This window comes from Phenylobacterium sp. (assembly GCF_041919955.1).
Taxonomy (GTDB): Bacteria; Pseudomonadota; Alphaproteobacteria; order Caulobacterales; family Caulobacteraceae; genus Phenylobacterium.
In genome coordinates this window covers 18,823-35,367 of the sequence record NZ_JAYRSU010000033.1, presented here as the reverse complement: position 1 = coordinate 35,367, position 16,545 = coordinate 18,823, and the positions used below count along the sequence as shown (strand labels likewise).

Annotated in this window: 22 protein-coding genes and 1 tRNA gene; 4 read left to right on the top strand and 19 right to left on the bottom strand. The window is 66.6% G+C overall.

Features of this window, described 5'->3' with window-relative positions; genetic code table 11:
• Positions 1-74: 74 nt before the first annotated feature.
• Positions 75-548 (bottom strand): 30S ribosomal protein S9, encoded by a 474-nt coding sequence (gene rpsI, locus ACE3T2_RS19880; protein ID WP_374660582.1) that lies wholly within the window; start codon positions 546-548, stop codon positions 75-77.
• 5 nt (positions 549-553) lie between these two features.
• Complete coding sequence (gene rplM, locus ACE3T2_RS19875) at positions 554-1,027, bottom strand: 50S ribosomal protein L13 (RefSeq protein ID WP_374660580.1); 474 nt, start codon at positions 1,025-1,027, stop codon at positions 554-556.
• A gap of 207 nt (positions 1,028-1,234) precedes the next feature.
• Between rplM and ACE3T2_RS19870 the strand changes: the two genes are divergently transcribed.
• Positions 1,235-2,662 (top strand): alkaline phosphatase PhoX, encoded by a 1,428-nt coding sequence (locus ACE3T2_RS19870; protein ID WP_374660578.1) that lies wholly within the window; start codon positions 1,235-1,237, stop codon positions 2,660-2,662.
• Here ACE3T2_RS19870 and ACE3T2_RS19865 read toward each other — a convergent pair.
• Complete coding sequence (locus tag ACE3T2_RS19865; protein WP_374660576.1) at positions 2,659-3,687, bottom strand: COX15/CtaA family protein; 1,029 nt, start codon at positions 3,685-3,687, stop codon at positions 2,659-2,661. The genes ACE3T2_RS19870 and ACE3T2_RS19865 overlap by 4 nt on opposite strands.
• 139 nt (positions 3,688-3,826) lie before the next feature.
• On the opposite strand from ACE3T2_RS19865, the gene ACE3T2_RS19860 reads away from it, so the two are divergent.
• Both ACE3T2_RS19860 and ACE3T2_RS19855 read left to right on the top strand, forming a co-directional pair.
• Positions 3,827-4,081 (top strand): GlsB/YeaQ/YmgE family stress response membrane protein, encoded by a 255-nt coding sequence (locus ACE3T2_RS19860; RefSeq protein ID WP_374660574.1) that lies wholly within the window; start codon positions 3,827-3,829, stop codon positions 4,079-4,081.
• 48 nt (positions 4,082-4,129) lie between these two features.
• Positions 4,130-4,327, top strand: coding sequence for a DUF2842 domain-containing protein (locus ACE3T2_RS19855; protein WP_374660572.1), 198 nt, complete (start codon positions 4,130-4,132; stop codon positions 4,325-4,327).
• A gap of 60 nt (positions 4,328-4,387) precedes the next feature.
• On the opposite strand, the gene ACE3T2_RS19850 is transcribed toward ACE3T2_RS19855, so the two are convergent.
• From ACE3T2_RS19850 to ACE3T2_RS19815, 8 genes are all read right to left on the bottom strand, one after another.
• Entirely contained in the window at positions 4,388-5,023 is a 636-nt protein-coding gene (locus ACE3T2_RS19850) for an outer membrane protein (protein ID WP_374660570.1), read from the bottom strand.
• A gap of 180 nt (positions 5,024-5,203) precedes the next feature.
• Positions 5,204-5,280: transfer RNA gene (locus tag ACE3T2_RS19845), tRNA-Pro, on the bottom strand.
• An 89-nt stretch (positions 5,281-5,369) separates the two neighbouring features.
• Entirely contained in the window at positions 5,370-5,783 is a 414-nt protein-coding gene (locus ACE3T2_RS19840; RefSeq protein WP_374660568.1) for a MerR family transcriptional regulator, read from the bottom strand.
• A gap of 13 nt (positions 5,784-5,796) precedes the next feature.
• Positions 5,797-6,099, bottom strand: coding sequence for an integration host factor subunit alpha (locus ACE3T2_RS19835; protein WP_374660566.1), 303 nt, complete (start codon positions 6,097-6,099; stop codon positions 5,797-5,799).
• A gap of 155 nt (positions 6,100-6,254) precedes the next feature.
• Positions 6,255-7,235 (bottom strand): beta-ketoacyl-ACP synthase III, encoded by a 981-nt coding sequence (locus tag ACE3T2_RS19830; RefSeq protein WP_374660564.1) that lies wholly within the window; start codon positions 7,233-7,235, stop codon positions 6,255-6,257.
• Positions 7,236-8,255: a phosphate acyltransferase PlsX gene (gene plsX, locus ACE3T2_RS19825; RefSeq protein ID WP_374660586.1), complete on the bottom strand. Its 1,020-nt coding sequence runs from the start codon at positions 8,253-8,255 to the stop codon at positions 7,236-7,238.
• 114 nt (positions 8,256-8,369) lie between these two features.
• Entirely contained in the window at positions 8,370-8,894 is a 525-nt protein-coding gene (locus tag ACE3T2_RS19820) for a DUF177 domain-containing protein (protein WP_374660562.1), read from the bottom strand.
• Positions 8,891-9,421 carry a ubiquinol-cytochrome C chaperone family protein gene (locus tag ACE3T2_RS19815; protein WP_374660560.1) on the bottom strand — a complete coding sequence of 177 codons (531 nt, stop codon included), beginning with the start codon at positions 9,419-9,421 and terminating at the stop codon, positions 8,891-8,893. The genes ACE3T2_RS19820 and ACE3T2_RS19815 overlap by 4 nt, the downstream gene beginning before the upstream one ends.
• A gap of 105 nt (positions 9,422-9,526) precedes the next feature.
• Here ACE3T2_RS19815 and ACE3T2_RS19810 point away from each other — a divergent pair, with 105 nt between their 5' ends.
• Positions 9,527-10,018, top strand: a complete 492-nt coding sequence (locus tag ACE3T2_RS19810) for an outer membrane protein assembly factor BamE (RefSeq protein WP_374660558.1) — start codon at positions 9,527-9,529, stop codon at positions 10,016-10,018.
• Positions 10,019-10,093: 75 nt separating this feature from the next.
• Here the strand turns inward: ACE3T2_RS19810 and ACE3T2_RS19805 are convergent, their stop codons facing one another.
• The 8 genes from ACE3T2_RS19805 to nrdR all read right to left on the bottom strand — a co-directional run bounded on the left by ACE3T2_RS19805 (position 10,094) and on the right by nrdR (position 16,541).
• On the bottom strand, positions 10,094-12,220 hold the full coding sequence (locus ACE3T2_RS19805; RefSeq protein ID WP_374660556.1) for a sodium-translocating pyrophosphatase: 2,127 nt from the start codon (positions 12,218-12,220) through the stop codon (positions 10,094-10,096).
• Positions 12,221-12,433: 213 nt separating this feature from the next.
• Positions 12,434-12,904: a hypothetical protein gene (locus ACE3T2_RS19800; RefSeq protein WP_374660554.1), complete on the bottom strand. Its 471-nt coding sequence runs from the start codon at positions 12,902-12,904 to the stop codon at positions 12,434-12,436.
• Between the two features lie 34 nt (positions 12,905-12,938).
• The gene (gene thiL / locus ACE3T2_RS19795; protein ID WP_374660552.1) at positions 12,939-13,901 is read right to left on the bottom strand and encodes a thiamine-phosphate kinase; all 963 of its coding nucleotides are present in this window, start codon (positions 13,899-13,901) and stop codon (positions 12,939-12,941) included.
• A complete protein-coding gene (nusB, locus tag ACE3T2_RS19790) occupies positions 13,888-14,346 on the bottom strand; it encodes a transcription antitermination factor NusB (RefSeq protein ID WP_374660550.1) in 459 nt (152 codons plus the stop codon). Before nusB ends, thiL begins: the two co-directional genes overlap by 14 nt.
• Complete coding sequence (gene ribH, locus ACE3T2_RS19785) at positions 14,343-14,807, bottom strand: 6,7-dimethyl-8-ribityllumazine synthase (protein ID WP_374660548.1); 465 nt, start codon at positions 14,805-14,807, stop codon at positions 14,343-14,345. Before ribH ends, nusB begins: the two co-directional genes overlap by 4 nt.
• Positions 14,808-14,836: 29 nt before the next feature.
• Entirely contained in the window at positions 14,837-15,427 is a 591-nt protein-coding gene (locus tag ACE3T2_RS19780; RefSeq protein ID WP_374660546.1) for a riboflavin synthase, read from the bottom strand.
• The gene (locus ACE3T2_RS19775) at positions 15,428-16,078 is read right to left on the bottom strand and encodes a RibD family protein (protein ID WP_374660544.1); all 651 of its coding nucleotides are present in this window, start codon (positions 16,076-16,078) and stop codon (positions 15,428-15,430) included. It lies immediately after the preceding gene.
• Complete coding sequence (nrdR, locus tag ACE3T2_RS19770; RefSeq protein ID WP_374660542.1) at positions 16,068-16,541, bottom strand: transcriptional regulator NrdR; 474 nt, start codon at positions 16,539-16,541, stop codon at positions 16,068-16,070. The genes ACE3T2_RS19775 and nrdR overlap by 11 nt, the downstream gene beginning before the upstream one ends.
• Positions 16,542-16,545 lie beyond the last annotated feature (4 nt).

The window sequence follows — 16,545 nt, the reverse complement described above, 5'->3', positions numbered from 1 at the left end:
GGCGGATCGGACAAAAAGAAAGGGCGCCTCGGTTGCCCGAAGCGCCCTTCCCAAACGCGAGTGCTCGCGCGCGGTTAGCGCTTCGAGAACTGGAAGCTGCGGCGGGCCTTGGCCTTGCCGTACTTCTTACGCTCGACGACGCGGCTGTCGCGGGTCAGGAAGCCGTGCGGCTTCAGGACCGGGCGCAGGGCCGGTTCGTAATAGGTGAGCGCCTTCGACAGGCCGTGACGGATCGCGCCGGCCTGGCCCGACAGGCCCGAGCCTTCAACCGAGACGATGACGTCGAACTGGCCGAGACGGTCGGTGACCTGCAGCGGCTGAGCGATCATCATGCGCAGCACCGGACGGGCGAAATAGATTTCCTGATCGCGGCCGTTGATCGTGATCGAACCCTTGCCGGGCTTGATCCAGACCTTGGCGATCGCGTTCTTGCGCTTGCCGGTGGCGTAGGCGCGGCCCTGAGCGTCGATCTTCGGCTCGGCCGGCGCGGCGGCTTGCGGGTTGGACGAGAGGCTTTGCAGGGCCTCGAAACCTTGGGTCTCGGACATCTGTCTTACAGGCTCCGCACGTTCTTGGCGTTCAGGTCGGCGAACGCGATGGTCTCGGGGTTCTGCGCCTCGTGCGGATGCTCGCCGCTGTTGTAGATGCGCAGGTGCGTCATCTGCTTGCGGGCCAGCGGGCTTTCCTTCGGCAGCATGCGCTCGACAGCCTTCTCCAGGATGCGCTCCGGATACTTGCCGCCGAGGATCTTGTCCGCGGTGCGTTCCTTGATGCCGCCCGGATAGCCGGTGTGCCAGTAGTAGGTCTTGTCCTGCAGCTTCTTGCCGGTGAACTTCACCTTGTCGGCGTTGACCACGACGACATAGTCGCCGCAATCGACGTGCGGGGTGTAGTCCGGGCGGTGCTTGCCGCGAAGACGCATGGCGATGAACGAAGCGAGACGGCCGACCACGGCGTTCTCAGCGTCGATCACGATCCACTTCTTCTCGACGTCGGCGGGCTTCAGCGAAGCCGTCGTCTTCATCATGGGAACGGGTCCGTTAGTTGGCGGGACGGAAAGGTCCCGGCGAGGGCGCGGCTAGTACTGGTCCCAGACAGAGCTGTCAACATCGAATGCGCACGACCTTGCGCAAATCGTTGCCGGGCAAGGCTTTCGTGATGTTGGTATCATAATACCGCTGCAAACGACAAGTTGGGCCCTATGGTTCCGAACACCGTCAAGCCGAGGGGCCGCATGCTTCATTCCCGCCGTCGTATCCTCCATGCCGCCGCCGCCGGCACCGCCTTCGCTGGCCTGGCGCGCTATGCAGGCGCCCAGTCGCTTGGAGAGGATGGCTATTCGGCCCCCGGCTATGCCAGCGAGGTCGCCGGTTATGGCCCGTTGCGCCGCGACCCGGCCGAGATATTCGATCTGCCCGAGGGGTTTTCCTATCGCGTGTTGTCCAAGGCCGGGGAACGGATGGACGATGGCCTGCTCGCGCCGGGCAAGATGGACGGCATGGGCTGCTTCCCGGTCGGCCGCAACACGGTCGCCCTTGTCCGCAATCACGAGATCAGCCCCCCGCCTCGCGACCTCCAGATCACTGCTTATGGTCAGGATCGTGTCCTGGCGCCCAAGGTCGGCCCGGCGACCCTTTATGACACCGACATCGAAGGTCTGCCGCTGGGCGGCGGGACCAGCACCCTCGTCTACGATCTCAAGGCCCGCGCCTTGAAGGCTCAGCACCTCAGCCTGGCCGGCACCGCCGTAAACTGCGCGGGCGGCGTCACCCCCTGGGGCTCGTGGCTGACCTGCGAGGAGACGGTCGTGAAGGCCGGTCAGGGCGTGAAGAAGGACCACGGCTGGGTGTTCGAAGTGCCCTCGAAACTGCGGGGCCTGGCCGAGCCCCTGCCGATCACGGGCATGGGCCGTTTCAAGCATGAGGCCTGCGCCATCGATCCACGCACCGGCGTCGTCTACCTCACCGAAGACGAGGTCGACGGCAGGGGCCTGTTCTACCGCTACCTGCCCAATGATCCTCGCAAGCTGCATGCGGGCGGCCGGCTGCAGGCGATGGCCGTCGAAGGCGATCCGCGCAATTGGGACGAGACGGCCTGGCGCCAGGGCGACTGGAAATCCGTCCGCTGGATCGACCTCGACGGCGTCGACAATCCAAGCAACGACCTGCGCCAGCGCGGCCACGCGGCTGGCGCGTCATGGTTCGCGCGCGGCGAAGGGATCTTCTTCGGTCAGGGTGAGCTCTATTTCGCCTGCACCAGCGGCGGACCCAAGTTCCATGGCCAGGTGCTGCGCTATGTCCCCAGCGCCCACGAGGGCCGAGCGGGCGAGGCCGATGCGCCCGGCAAGCTGCAGCTCTTCGTCGAGCCCTCGGACGTGCGCTTCATGGAGATGGCCGACAACCTGGCGATCTCGCCCTGGGGCCACGTTGTGACCTGCGAGGACAAGATCGGCGGCACCAACTACCTGCGCGCCGTCACGCCGGAGGGTAAGGTCTACACCCTGGGCCGCAACGCCCAGCAAATGGCCGGGGCGAAGGTGCGCGGCACGTCGGAACTGGCCGGGGTTTGCTTCTCGCCCGATGGCTCGACCCTGTTCGTCAACATCTACACGCCCGGCTGCACGCTCGCGATCACCGGGCCGTGGGCCTCCTTCAAGGTCTAAGGGCGACGCACCCGCCAAGCGAAGGCGACTGCGAGCGAGAGGACGATGGCGGCCATGATCTGGTGCGCCATCCCCAGGCCGATCGGGACGGCGAAGATCAGGGTGACGACGCCGAGCATCGCCTGCAGAACGATGGCGACGCCGGTCGCTACCGCCAAGGCCTTGGCCTCGCTCGGCAGCGGCGAGCGCCAGGCCACCCAGGTCGTGACGATCCCGACGATCGTCAGCAGATAGGCGACCAGACGATGGTTGAACTGCACGGCGGCTTGGCTGTGCGCCAGGGTCTGCCATAGGCCAGCGCCGGCGTAGTCCTTCGGAAACAGCGCGCCGTTCATCAGCGGCCAGTCGTTGTAGGCGAAGCCCGCATCATTGCCCGCGACCAGGGCCCCAAGCAGAATCTGGAAGAAGATCAGGCCGATCAGCGCCCAGGCGCCGCGGTTCCAGGGGTTGGGAATGGTCTGGCGCGGCGCGCCGGCCCACGCGTCAAGTGCGGTCCAGACCAGCGCCGCCAGGAGGGCGAAGGCCAGGCCCAGGTGCACCGCCAGACGTTCAGGCGCCACGGAGACACGCTCGGAAAGGCCGCTCGCGACCATCCACCAGCCGATGGCGCCCTGCAGGCCACCCAGCACGAACAGGCCTGCGCATCGCACGATCAACCGGCGCGGAAGCTCACGTCGAACCAAGAAGTAAACAAACGGCAGAGCGAAGACCGCCCCGACGAGGCGCCCCAGCAGCCGGTGGCTCCACTCCCACCAGTAGATCGCCTTGAAGGCCTCCAAGGTCATGCCCTTGTTGACCTGCTGGTACTGGGGAATCTCCTTGTAGCGGGCGAACTCCTCGGCCCAGTCCTGCGCCGAGAGCGGGGGCATGGCGCCGGCCACCGGCTTCCACTGGGTGATCGACAGGCCCGAGTCGGTCAGACGCGTCGCGCCGCCGACCACCACCATGGCCAGCACCAGCGCCGCCACGACGAACAGCCAGATGGCCACGGGGCGCGAACGGTCGGAACGAAGGAATGACGTCATGACTTACAAATGCGGACTCTTCGGGGCGTTCTTACGGCGATCCGCTATCGGAGATCGGCCCGCAGGTCCATGCCGCGGAGGCGGAACCACGGAAGCTTGACCGCATTTGGTTAGTGGAACTCAACCGGAGGGCTAGTTCATGCAAGGCGTCGGGATTATCGGCTGGATCGTAATCGGCATCGCGGCCGGCTTCGTGGCCGAAAAGGTAATGAAACGCGATCACGGTCTTCTGACCAATCTCTTGGTCGGCGTGGTCGGGGCCCTGCTGGGCGGCTTTATCGCGAACAACCTGCTGCATCTGAATTTCGGCGGCTGGCTCGGCAGCTTCATCGTCGCCACTGTTGGCGCCGTGCTGCTGTTGTTCCTGCTCGGACTGATGAAGAAACGCACCTAGCGTTCAGAACGGAGTGACGGCGCGTCCGCCCGCCCCTATAGCCGTGGCATGAGCGCGCGCGTCCGAAAGTTCATCGGCGGAATCGGCATCGTGGTCTTCCTGGGCCTCTACGCCTGGACGATGACGATGATCGGTGAACGGTTGCCCGACCACTGGGCGGCCCAACTGGCCTTTTATGGGATCGGCGGCCTCGCCTGGGGCGTGCCGATCCTGCCGCTGATCTCTTGGATGAATCGCGGCCGCTAGACGGCCACAAAAGGGCCGCTCCGTTCGGAGCGGCCCTTGTCTTTCCGAAGACCCCTTCGCTTAGAAGCCGAAGCGCGCCCCGACGGTCACCACATGGGCGCCCGTCTCAGCGCTGGCCTTGGTGACGCCGTCGCTGGCTTCGTATTCGGCCGTGCGCAGGTACCGATAGCCGAGGTCCAGGCTCATCTTGTCGGTCACCGGATAGGCGCCCGCGACCATGACCTGCCACGCCAGGCCGCCGTCCTTGTCGCTCGCGCCGAGCATCTTGTACTCCGAGCGGCCGTAGCCGACGCCGGCGCCGACGCGGGCGTTGATCGGGCCCAGACCGCCGATGTTGTAGAAGGCGTTGGCCATGATCGCCGTCGTCTTCACCGAAGCCTCCAGCTTGCGGCCCAGCACGCGATCGATGTCGGCCGTGTCGATGTCGTTCTTCGAATACAGCAGCTCGCCCTCAAGCGAGACGCTGTTGTCGAAGGTCAGGCCGGCCGCGGCGCTACCGAAGAAGCCCTTGTCGAGGTCGGCGTCCTGCGAGCCCGAAAAGGATCCGGTCGTCGCGCTGAAGTCTGTCTTGCCGGCGACGCTCGAGCCCAGGTTGACCTGGACGTACGGGCCGACCGGCACGGTCGACTGCGCCGAGGCTCCCGAAGCGGCCAGCAGAGCGATACCCGCAACGGCGGCGCAGAGTTGGAATTTCATGTGTGTTCTTCTCCGATGAATGGCGGAACATCGGTTGCGATGGTTAATGGAATCTCAATTCTGGATAGCAAGAATTGGCACGTTGCAATTATGTCGTGCATGGCTGCGGCCGCTCGCAATCAGCCGCAATGCTTTATCGACATGTTGGGAGATCGCCCCTCGGGCGGGGCATAACGCCGATGGTCGGAGCGACAGGATTCGAACCTGCGACCCCTTGACCCCCAGTCAAGTGCGCTACCAGGCTGCGCCACGCTCCGACATCGGCGAGCGGCCCTTCTAACCGCTTGCGCGAGGCGGGCAAGCTGAATCTCGGGGAAAGGCGGCGATCGTTGGTCTGGCGCTGGGCTCAGGCCTTGTCCAGCAAGGCGTCGAGGCGGCGCTTGGCGCTCTGCAGGTCGTCGAGCGCGAACAGCAACCGCTCGCGCCCCTCCTCCGTCAGGTCGCTGTTGGCAAGGTCGAAGGCCAGATTCTCGGGCCGCGGGCCCAGGTCGCCGTCGGCGGCGGCGAGCAAGCGCTTAAGGCCCTGCTCCTTGTGCAGCTTCTGCACGCCCTTGATGGTGTAGCCGGCGTCATGCAGCAGCGCCCGCACGCCGCGCAGGACTGCGATGTCTTGCGGCCGGTAGAAGCGCCGGCCGCCCGCGCGCTTCATCGGCCGGATGAAGGAGAACTTGGTCTCCCAGAACCGCAGCACATGCTGCGGAACGTTCAGCTCGTCGGCTGCTTCCGAGATGGTGCGAAAGGCGTCTGGCCCCTTGGCCACGACCCGTCCGCCCTCACTTCGCCAGGGCGCGGTCGACTCGCGCCTTCATGACCTGCGAGGCGCGGAATCCGATCACGCGCCGCGGCTCGATGGCCGCCGGCTCCCCAGTCTTCGGATTGCGGCCCATGCGTGCGTTCTTGGCCCGCACCTGGAACACGCCGAAACCGGACAATTTCACCTGCTCGCCCTTTTCGAGCGCCTGGACCATGAGCTCCAGCGTTCGCTCGACGAGCTCGGAACAGTCCTGTCTGGTCAGCCCCACTTCTTCATGGACCGCCTCGCACAGGTCGGCCCGCGTAACCGTAGCGCCTTTCATGAACGCCCCTACCCCGGAAAACACCGTTACTGAATAGATCGACACGCCGTCATGGCCTGATTATCGCGTCAGGTCAAAGACTTCTGCGGATAGATCGCCTGCTCGCACACCCTCGCGCCGACGGCGCGCAGATGCAAGCGCCTCGCAATCACCTCCTAGAGCCGCACCACGCACGCACCCCAGGTGAGGCCGCCGCCCATAGCCTCTAGCAACAGCATCTGGCCAGGCTTGATCCGGCCGTCCTGCACCGCCTGATACCAGGCCAGCGGGATCGAGGCGGCCGAAGTGTTGGCATGCTCGGCGACCGTGGTCACGACCTTTGATTCGTGGATGCCGACGCGGCGCGCGACACCTTCCAGGATTCGCTGGTTGGCCTGGTGCGGGATGAACCAGTCGACCTCGCTGATCTCGATCCCGGCGTCCTTGGCCGCGGCGAAGATCGCCTCGGAGATGTTGACCACGGCGTGGCGGAACACCTGATTGCCCTGCATCCGAAGATGGCCGACCTTTCCGTTGGTCGAAACGCCGCCATCGACGAACAGCAGGTCTTGCTTGGTGCCATCGGCGCGTAGGGCGAAGCCCAGCAGACCGCGGTCGGCCGTCGTGCCTTCCCCGTCCTGGGGCTCGAGAACCACCGCGCCGGCGCCGTCGCCGAACAGCACGCAGGTGCCGCGGTCAGTCCAGTCCATCAGCCGGGTCATGGTCTCGGCGCCGATCACCAGAGCGCACTTCGAGCGGCCGCGCGCTACGAAGCCGTCCGCCGTTGACAGAGCATAGACGAAGCCCGAGCACACGGCCTGGACGTCGAAGGCGACGCCAACCGGGCAACCCAACTTGCGCTGCACGATGGTCGCCACCGCCGGGAAGGTCAGGTCCGGCGTCGTGGTGGCCACGATAATCAGATCGACCTCTTCCGGTGCGCGTCCGGCCGCCTCCAGGGCGCGCCTGGCAGCCTCGACCGCCAGATCGGACACTGGCTGGTCCTCGGCCGCGCGATGGCGCTGGCGAATGCCGGTCCGCTCGACGATCCATTCATCGGACGTGTCGACGAATTTGGCCAGGTCGTCGTTGGTGACGACTTCGTCGGGCAGATACCCGCCCACACCGGTCACGACGCTACGCAGAACTTTGGTCACTCAGGCGGCTCCATCCACGGCCGGCGGCTGCTGGTCGGCCACCGCGGCGGTGAGCCGCGTCATATTCCGTTCGATCTCGGCTGCGAAGTCGCTTCGCGCAAGCTTGGCCGCCATTCTTATCGCTGAGGCCATGTCGCGGTCGGACGCCCCGCCATGGCTCTTCACCACCACACCGTTGAGGCCGAGCAGCGGGGCGGCGGCGTCGGGGGTCAGCTTTTCGCTGAACGCCATCAGGCCCGAGCGGGCCATCAGGGCGCCGAGTTTGGTCACGATCGAGCTGGTAAGTGCCGCGCGCAGTTCACCGCCCACGTACCTTGCGGTGCCTTCCGCGGTCTTCAGCGCGATATTGCCGGTGAATCCATCGGTCACGACCACGTCGGTTTTGTTCTGTGAAAGCTCGTCGCCCTCGACGAACCCACGGTAGTCCAGATCGAATTTGTCGGACCGCAGGATGGCGTGCGCCTGGCGCACCTCCTCGTGGCCCTTCATCTCTTCCGAGCCGATGTTCAGCAGGCCAACGGTCGGACGCGCCACGCCGTGGGCGGCGCGATGGAAGGCCTCGCCCATGATCGCAAACTCGACCAGCCGCTCGGCGTCGCAATCGACGTTGGCGCCGACGTCCAGAACTGTGCTGACGCCCTTTACACCCGGCCAGCTTACGACCAGGCAAGGCCGCTCGACCGGCACGCTCATCCGCAGGATCAGCAGCGATATCGCCATCAGCGCGCCGGTATTGCCGGCGGAGACGGCTGCATCGGCCTCTCCCGCCTTCACCGACTCGATAGCCGCCCACATGGATGTGCCCTTGCCGCGGCGCAGCGCCTGGGCGGGTTTTTCGTTCATAGCCACCACGCGGTCGGCGTGACGGATTTCTACGCGGTCTTTCAGTGAGGGGTGCCTGGCCAGTTCGGCGCCAATGGCCGTCTGGTCGCCGTGCAACAGGAATCGCAGAAACGTCGATTCGGCCGCGGCCTTGGCCACGCCCGGGACGACAACTGCGGGGCCGTGGTCTCCGCCCATCGCATCGACGGAAATTGTGAGTGTCTGGGTCACGGCGCAGCTTCATCCCTTACAGCGGCGCGCCGCAAGCCAGCGGAAGATATGGCCCGGGGGGCGGCGATGCAAACGGAGAGCCTACCGCGCATCATCGTCCTTCAGTTTCTTCAGAACTGCGAAAGGCGATTCCTCGGTGACGTCGGGTTGATAGTCGAACTCCGCCCCCGGCTTGCGAGGGAAAGGATCGATCTCCAGGGCGAGATGCTCCACCAGATAGGCGGCGAGGTCGATCTCCTCCCCCTCCAGCACATCCGGCGGATCGGGGGCGTCGAGATCCATCTCGATCTCGGTCCCCGCCGATTCGGCCGGTCCGTTGGGGCTGCCGGCCGGAACGACCTGCAGGGCGAGGTCGCCAGCTAGGTCGCTTTCAAACGGTTCGAGCGTGACCCCGCAGATCTGGCCAACCCGCGCCTGAAAGCGTCCGGTGATCTCCGCTCCATCAAGCCAGGCTCGCACAGTCATGCGAGCCGCAAGCTCGTCCAGGCTCTCCAGGCCCAGCCGCTTGGCGATCGATTCCCGTGTGGCCGCGTCGGGCTCGAGGGTTGCGCTGACCGGCCCGCGCGATAAGTCCGACAGCCGGACCACGTAACGCCAGTCGCTCATGCCTCGACCCACGCGGCCCGGCCGTCCAGCAGGATTTCCAGCTTTTGGTCGGCCAGCGCTGAGCGCTGGCGCAGCACGTAATCGGCCAGCTTGGCGACGTTCTCTCCGCCGCCCTGGGCATAGACGGTGCGTCCCAGCAGCGCCTGGAGATGATCGGTCAACGGCAAGGCCGCGAACGCCGACTCGTACGACTTCACGCGGCCATAGAACGCCTCGCCCAGCTTGCGCATCTTCTTGCCCACTGAGAGGTCGCCGACGCCCATTTCGCGTAGCGCGTCGTCGAGCGCGGCCAGATAGGTGTCGAAGAGGGCCTGCGACGTCTCACTGGCGCGACCGCCCTGCCCCCGCAGTCGATCCAGCAGCAGGAAGACGTGCGCGGTGTAGAGCTCGAACCGGCCCTCGACCGTGTCAGGCACGCCATAGGCCTCGTACAGCGCGGGCGTACGGGCCTGCGCCACCACGCCGGCGTACAGTTTTTGCCCCATGGCCAGGGTCGCGCGGGGGCGGAAGAAGCGGTCCAGGAACATATCGGCCTCGATTTCGCCGTCAGGCGCAGATACAGGCGGCATTGAACTAAGGGGCGGCGAGCGATAGGTCAAAGCCTCGAAGAATTGAACAGGTCCGGTTCGCACATGTTTCGACGCGTCGCTTATGCCGCACTCGCCGCCGGCCTGCTGGCCTCCGCAACGGCTTGTGCGCCCATTACGACCTATTCTGGCTTCCAGGCGATCGAGGCCAATCCGAAGGACGTGAAGGTCGGGACCGACACCAAGTCGACCGTCCGTGCGAGCCTCGGCTCGCCGTCGGCGACCTCGACCTTCGATCCTAATGTCTGGTTCTACATCGACCAGATCAAGGAACGCGTGGCGTTCCGCCGTCCGGTCGTGACCTCCCGCAACGTCGTGGCCGTGACATTCGACAAGGACAGCGAGGTCGTGAAGACCGTCGACGTCATGACCCTGAAGGACGGCAAGGTCATCGCCTTCAACGGTCGCGAGACCCCGACCCGCGGTCGCGAGCTGACCATCCTCGAACAGCTGCTCGGCAATGTCGGCCGCGGCACCATGTTGCCGAACTCGGACGACGAGGGCGTGCCCGGCACTCGCCCTGGCGATCGCCGCTAAGGCAGACAGCCTGACAGAATCAGAAAGCCCCGGAGATCGCTCTCCGGGGCTTCTTTCGTTTTACGGGCGGCCGACCTAGCTCGCCGCGCTATGGGCCAGGACAGCCAGAAGCAGCAGCGCCACGATGTTCGTGATCTTGATCATCGGGTTCACGGCTGGACCGGCGGTGTCCTTGTAGGGGTCGCCGACGGTGTCGCCGGTCACCGCGGCCTTGTGGGCTTCCGAGCCCTTGCCGCCGTGGTGGCCTTCCTCGATCAGCTTCTTGGCGTTGTCCCAGGCGCCGCCGCCCGAGGTCATCGAGATGGCGACGAACAGGCCGGTGACGATCACCCCCATCAGCATCGCGCCAAGGCTGGCGAAAGCGTTCACCTTTCCCGCGATCATGTTGATGATGAAGAACAGCACGATCGGCGAGAACACCGGCAGCAGCGACGGCACGATCATTTCCTTGATCGCCGCGCGGGTCAGGATGTCCACGGCCCGGCCGTACTCCGGCTTGACCTCGCCGGTCATGATGCCGGGGTTCTCCTTGAACTGACGGCGCACCTCGGCGACGACCGACTCGGCCGCCCGGCCGACCGCGGTCATGGAGAGGCCGCCGAACAGGAACGGCAGCAGGCCGCCGACCAGCAGACCGACCACTACGTACGGGTTGGAGAGGTCGAAGGCGACCGCGCCGAGGCCATCGAAGAACGAGCCCGGCGCGGCGTTGCCCGCGAAGTACTTCAGATCCTCGGTATAGGCCGCGAACAGCACCAGGGCCCCGAGGCCGGCCGAACCGATGGCGTAGCCCTTGGTCACGGCCTTGGTGGTGTTGCCGACCGCGTCGAGGGCGTCGGTCGTCACCCGCACTTCCGACGGCAGGCCCGCCATCTCGGCGATGCCGCCGGCGTTGTCCGTAACCGGGCCGAAGGCGTCTAGAGCGACGATGAAGCCAGCTAGCGACAGCATCGCCGTGGTGGCGATCGCGATGCCGAACAGGCCCGCCAGGCCATAGGTGACGATGATGCCGACCACGATGACCAGAGCCGGAGCCGCAGTCGATTCCAGCGACATGGCCAGCCCCTGGATCACGTTGGTGCCGTGGCCGGAGACCGAAGCCTTGGCCACCGACTTCACCGGACGGAAGCCGGTGCCGGTATAGTATTCGGTGATCACGACGATCAGGGCTGTCACGATCAGGCCGGTGACGCCGCACCAGAACAGGCTCATGGCGTCGAAGGTCTTGTCGCCGACGGTGACCGGTCCGGTGACCAGCGAGGTCACGACCCAGTAGATCGCCGCCACCGACAGCACGCCGGTGACGATCAGGCCCTGGTAGAGCGCGCCCATGATGTTGTTGGACTTGCCCAGCCGCACGCCGAACGTGCCGAGGATCGAGGTCACGATGCAGACGCCGCAGATGGCCAACGGCAGCAGCATCATCGAGCCGACGACCTCGGTCCCGCGGAAGAAGATCGCGGCCAGCACCATGGTGGCGACCGTGGTCACGGCATAGGTTTCGAACAGGTCGGCCGCCATGCCGGCGCAGTCGCCGACGTTGTCGCCCACATTGTCGGCGATCGTCGCCGCGTTGCGGGGGTCGTCCTCGGGGATGCCGGCCTCGACCTTGCCGACCATGTCGCCGCCGACGTCGGCGCCCTTGGTGAAGATGCCGCCGCCGAGGCGGGCGAAGATCGAGATCAGCGAGGCGCCGAAGCCCAGGGCCACCAGCGAGTCGACCACTTCGCGGCTGGTGTTCTCATGGCCGAGCGGTCCAACCAGGATCGCGTAGTAGCCGGCCACCCCGACCAGGGCGAAGCCCGCCACCAGCATGCCGGTGATCGCGCCCGACTGGAACGCCAGGGCCAGGCCCTTGGCGAGCCCTTCCGACGCCGCCTGGGCCGTGCGCACGTTCGCACGCACCGAGATCAGCATACCGATGAAGCCGGCCGCGCCGGACAGCACCGCGCCGATCAGGAAGCCCACCGCCGCCAGCGGGCCGATCAGTACGGCCGCCGCGATCAGCACGACGACGCCGACGATGGCGATGGCGGTGTATTGGCGGCGCAGATAGGCCTGAGCGCCTTCCTGGATCGCCGCGGCGATCTCCTGCATTCGCGCATTTCCGGGAGAAGCGCGCAACAACTGTGCGGTTCGTACGATGCCGTAGAGCACCGCCAATAGGCCGGCGGCGATCACCAGCGTAAGCGTAAGACTCATGTTCTAAGCGCCCCTATCGATTGCGCGAAGACGCCGTCCGCCGCCCACGATTGGGCGGTGCTCGACGCTCCAGGCCCCTGTCGTTTTCCCTCAAGTGGAGCGCCGTCGGTCCAGCGCTCCTTATTGATGGTCGAGACGTTGCCAGTTGTAACCGAGACGCGCAACGTCCCGTTGACCATGGTTACGTAACGGCAGGGCGCGCGGAGCTGGGCCCTAGGGCTGGATTTCCCGGCGCACGCCGCCGCTGGCGGCCCCAGGCCGCGGCAGGCCCAGGCGCTGCTTGGGCGTTTGGGACGTGATCACCACGGCCTTCACGTTCTTGCCGGCGATCGCCGTCGCCTCCCGGGTGAAGGCGTCAACGAGCCGCGGCGCGTCGACCGCGGCGTAGTTCTTGGGGTCGGTGAACGACATGCGGTTGCCGATCCGCGCCAGGGCGTCGCGGAAGTAGGGCTCCTTCGCTCGCCACTTGGCCGCGTCCGCGCTGGCTGTCAGCTGAATGCGCATGTTGACGAAAACGTAGTTGATCAGCCGCCCCTCGGCCATGATCGGGATCGCGACCGGCGAGACGTCGACATACTGCCCGGCGGGCGCGTCCTTGGACGGTTCGGCGGCCGGCTTGGCCGCCAGGGCCGGCCCCGCGGCTGCTGCGACGACGAGGCTGAGGATGAGCGCGCGGCAGATCATGCGGCCTGCTTACCAGCGAAGGATTGCCGGGCCGCTAACCGTGCCGCCAGCCGCCCGGACCGGCCTCGATCCGTGCTCCGTCCACACGGACGTCCCGTTCGTCCTCCACGGTCAGGGCGCCGACGACCGTAAAGCCCTCGAGCGGCGCCGGGGCCGCGCAGACGATCTCGTAGTCGTCGCCGCCGCTGGCGAGCGAGACCAAGGCCGCAGTACGGTCCGCTTGCCCCGCTAGCCACCCCCGCCCCGCCGGCGACAGCGGCAGGCGGTCGAGATCGAGGCGCAAACCGCACCTGCTGGCGCGCGCCACGTGTCCCGCGTCGGCGATCAGTCCGTCCGATACATCCGCCGCCGCATTCGCACCGACAGACAGCGCCGCTTCGAGGTCCAGTCTGGGCGTCGGCAGCCGATACCGCCCCGCGAGATAGCCGTCCGCATCGGGGATTTCCCCTCGCGCAGCGGCCAAGCCAAGGAAACCGTCTCCGATTGCGCCCGACACCATGACCAAGTCGCCGGGCCGTCCGCCGCCGCGGCGGATCATCCGCCCCGAAGGAACCCAGCCCAACATGGTCAGCGACAGCGTGAGCGGGCCGGAAGTCGAGACCGTATCGCCGCCCAGCAGGGTCAGGTCGAAGATCTGCCCGTCCTGCGTCAGACCATCGGCGAAGCGCTGGCGGGCGCTCCAGTCGCAGGATTTCGGCCAGGCCACAGCCAGGAAGTAGCCATAGGGCTTTGCGCCCTTCGCTGCGAGATCGGACAGGTTCACGCGCAGCAGCTTTCGCGCGATCATGTCCGGCGCCTCACCGGCCAGGAAGTGCACGCCCTCGACCATGGCGTCTTTGGTCACAACCAGATCGAAGCCTGGCCGCGAGGGGATGACGGCGGCGTCGTCCAGCAGGTCGAGCGCCTCTGGCGCGCCGCGGGTCAGGGGCCGATAGAGCCGGGCGATCTGCCCGAACTCGTCCAGGTCGTCGGACGGGCGTTCGTCAGTCCCGGACATCGCGGGCCACCGCGTCCAGCGCCCCGTTCACGAACCCCGCCTCGGGCCCCTCGAAGAACGACTTGGTGAGCTCGACATACTCGTCGATCGCCACTTCGGTCGGCACGTCGGGCCGGTGCGCCAGCTCGAACACGCCAGCGCGCAGGATAGCCCGCACTGTGGCGTCCAGCCGCTCGAGGCGCCAATTGGCCGCCAGCTTGCCGACGACAGCCGCATCGATCTCGCGTTGATGGCCGACAACCCCGCGCACCAGATCGGCGAAGAACGCCTCGTCGGCCGCCGCCAGGGTCGCGCCCTCGCCTTCGGAATCGCCCTCGATGTTGCGATCGAAGCGATGATCTGAGAATTCGCGGATCACCGCCTCTACGCCCGCGCCCGATACTTCCATCTGGTAGAGGGCCTGGATGGCGGCGAGGCGCGCGACGGAACGCTGGCTGCGGCTCATCGCGCGTGTCCCAGCAGCTGGCGCTTCAGGGCGATGACTTCCAGCGCGGCGCGTGCGGCGGCTCCGCCCTTGTCGCCTTCGCTTGCCCGCGCGCGAGCCCAGGCCTGGTCTTCGTCCTCGACGGTCAGGATGCCGTTGCCGATGGCCAGGCGCTTGCCGACCGTCAGGTCCATGATCCCTCGCGCCGACTCGTTGGAGACAATCTCGAAGTGATAGGTCTCGCCGCGGATCACCGTGCCGAGGGCCACATAGCCGTCATAGCGTTTGCCGGCCGGCTTGTGGCCGCCCTCCTCGGCGATGGCGATCGCCCCGGGGATCTCCAGCGCGCCGGGCACGCTGATGACGTCGTACTCCGCATCGTGCGCGGTGATCACGTCGGCGGCGGCCTTCAGCATCTCGTCGGCGAGATCGTCGTAGAAGCGGGCTTCGACGATCAGGATGCGAATCTTTTCTTCGAGCATGGGCTCCAGTCTCTGTTTGAGCGGACCCTTTAGGCCGTTTCTCGCCAGCGGGCGAGATATCGCGCGAGCATGTCGATCTCGAGATTGACCTTCACGCCCGGCTTCAGCCGGCCCAGCGTGGTCACATCCCAGGTGTGCGGGATCAGGTTGACGCCGAAAACGTCGTCCTCGACCTCGTTCACGGTCAGGCTGACGCCGTCGACGGTGATCGAGCCCTTGGGGGCGATGAAGCGATGCAGCGGCTTGGGAACGCGGATCTTGACCCGGTGCGAGCCGCCCTCGGATTCGACCGAGACGACCTCCCCCACGCCGTCTACGTGACCGGAGACTATGTGTCCGCCCAGTTCGTCGCCGACGCGCGCAGCGCGCTCCAGGTTGATGGGATCGCCTTCCTTCCAGGCGCCCAGGGTGGTCAGGCTGAGGGTCTCGCCCGAAATCTCCACCGCGAACCAGCCTTCGCCCTTCTCAACGATGGTCAGGCAGCAGCCGGCGTGGCTGATCGAGGCGCCCATATCGATGGTCGAGAGATCGAAGCTCGTCTCCACTTCGAAACGCAGGTCGCGGTTGGTTTCGCGGACGGCCCGCAGGCGGCCCACATCGGTGACGATGCCGGTGAACATTCAGATCCTCTCGTAACGCTCCCACAGATCGTCGCCGACCTGCGAAACTTCAATACGACGCAGCCGCGGCGCGTCGGCCAGGGCCGAAAGCGCCAGCGCGGCTATTCCCGGCCGCCCCTCGCCGCCGATCACGATCGGGGCGCGGAACCATTCCAGCCGGTCGACCAAGCCGCAACGCAGGAAGCTGCCCGCCACCTGCCCGCCGCCCTCGACGAACAGCCGGCCGAACCCTTCGTCCGCCAGTCTTGCCACCACGTCGCGCAAGTCCGGCCTGTCTTCGCCGAGCGCCGCGACCTGCAGCACTCGCACTCCGGCGGCGGTCAAGCGCGGCTCGGGCGGCGTCGTCGACACGACATAGGTCGGAATGTCCCGTGCCGTGGCGACCAGCCGGCAGCCGTCGGCGAGCCGTTGGCGGCTGTCGAGCACCACGCGCACCGGCTGGCGGCCGCTCCAGTCCTCCAGCCGCACCGTCAGTTCAGGATCGTCGGCCAGCGCCGTCTCCACCCCCACCAGCACCGCGTCGTGCTCGGCGCGCAACCGATGCACCGCCTCGCGCGCCTGCGGCCCGGTGATCCAGCGGCTTTCCCCGCCCGCCGTGGCGATGCGCCCATCCAGCGAAGTCGCGAGCTTGAGGGTGACGCTACCGCCCATCCTCGTCGCCGTCGCTCAGGCCCTCCTGGCCCAGGAAGGTCGCGAACTCGCCGGCTTCGCGGAAGTCGCGATAGACCGAGGCGTAGCGGACGTAGGAGACGTCATCGAGCTGCTTCAGGTGCTTCATGATCAGCTCGCCGATGGCCGAGGACGGCAGTTCGGCCTCGCCCATGCTCTCGAGCTCGCGCACGATCACCGAGATCATCTTTTCGACCCGATCCGGCTCGATCGGCCGCTTGCGGGTGGCTAGGCTGATCGACCTGGCCAGTTTGTCGCGATCGAACGGCGCGCGCCGGCCGGAGCGCTTGACGATCGTCAGTTCGCGCAGCTGCACCCGCTCGAAGGTCGTGAACCTGCCTTCGCATTCCGGGCAGAACCGGCGACGGCGGATAGCCGCGCCGTCTTCCGACGGGCGGCTGTCCTTTACCTGACTTTCGGCGTGGCCGCAGAATGGGCACCGCATGATC

Bases quoted from the DNA above. Each gene is read 5' to 3' on its own strand.
- rpsI (WP_374660582.1), bottom strand. From the start codon at position 548: ATGTCCGAGACCCAAGGTTTCGAGGCCCTGCAAAGCCTCTCGTCCAAC.
- rplM (WP_374660580.1), bottom strand. From the start codon at position 1,027: ATGATGAAGACGACGGCTTCGCTGAAGCCCGCCGACGTCGAGAAGAAG.
- ACE3T2_RS19870 (WP_374660578.1), top strand. From the start codon at position 1,235: ATGCTTCATTCCCGCCGTCGTATCCTCCATGCCGCCGCCGCCGGCACC.
- ACE3T2_RS19865 (WP_374660576.1), bottom strand. From the start codon at position 3,687: ATGACGTCATTCCTTCGTTCCGACCGTTCGCGCCCCGTGGCCATCTGG.
- ACE3T2_RS19860 (WP_374660574.1), top strand. From the start codon at position 3,827: ATGCAAGGCGTCGGGATTATCGGCTGGATCGTAATCGGCATCGCGGCC.
- ACE3T2_RS19855 (WP_374660572.1), top strand. From the start codon at position 4,130: ATGAGCGCGCGCGTCCGAAAGTTCATCGGCGGAATCGGCATCGTGGTC.
- ACE3T2_RS19850 (WP_374660570.1), bottom strand. From the start codon at position 5,023: ATGAAATTCCAACTCTGCGCCGCCGTTGCGGGTATCGCTCTGCTGGCC.
- ACE3T2_RS19835 (WP_374660566.1), bottom strand. From the start codon at position 6,099: ATGAAAGGCGCTACGGTTACGCGGGCCGACCTGTGCGAGGCGGTCCAT.
- plsX (WP_374660586.1), bottom strand. From the start codon at position 8,255: ATGGGCGGAGACCACGGCCCCGCAGTTGTCGTCCCGGGCGTGGCCAAG.
- ACE3T2_RS19820 (WP_374660562.1), bottom strand. From the start codon at position 8,894: ATGAGCGACTGGCGTTACGTGGTCCGGCTGTCGGACTTATCGCGCGGG.
- ACE3T2_RS19815 (WP_374660560.1), bottom strand. From the start codon at position 9,421: ATGTTCCTGGACCGCTTCTTCCGCCCCCGCGCGACCCTGGCCATGGGG.
- ACE3T2_RS19810 (WP_374660558.1), top strand. From the start codon at position 9,527: ATGTTTCGACGCGTCGCTTATGCCGCACTCGCCGCCGGCCTGCTGGCC.
- ACE3T2_RS19805 (WP_374660556.1), bottom strand. From the start codon at position 12,220: ATGAGTCTTACGCTTACGCTGGTGATCGCCGCCGGCCTATTGGCGGTG.
- ACE3T2_RS19800 (WP_374660554.1), bottom strand. From the start codon at position 12,904: ATGATCTGCCGCGCGCTCATCCTCAGCCTCGTCGTCGCAGCAGCCGCG.
- thiL (WP_374660552.1), bottom strand. From the start codon at position 13,901: ATGTCCGGGACTGACGAACGCCCGTCCGACGACCTGGACGAGTTCGGG.
- nusB (WP_374660550.1), bottom strand. From the start codon at position 14,346: ATGAGCCGCAGCCAGCGTTCCGTCGCGCGCCTCGCCGCCATCCAGGCC.
- ribH (WP_374660548.1), bottom strand. From the start codon at position 14,807: ATGCTCGAAGAAAAGATTCGCATCCTGATCGTCGAAGCCCGCTTCTAC.
- ACE3T2_RS19780 (WP_374660546.1), bottom strand. From the start codon at position 15,427: ATGTTCACCGGCATCGTCACCGATGTGGGCCGCCTGCGGGCCGTCCGC.
- ACE3T2_RS19775 (WP_374660544.1), bottom strand. From the start codon at position 16,078: ATGGGCGGTAGCGTCACCCTCAAGCTCGCGACTTCGCTGGATGGGCGC.
- nrdR (WP_374660542.1), bottom strand. From the start codon at position 16,541: ATGCGGTGCCCATTCTGCGGCCACGCCGAAAGTCAGGTAAAGGACAGC.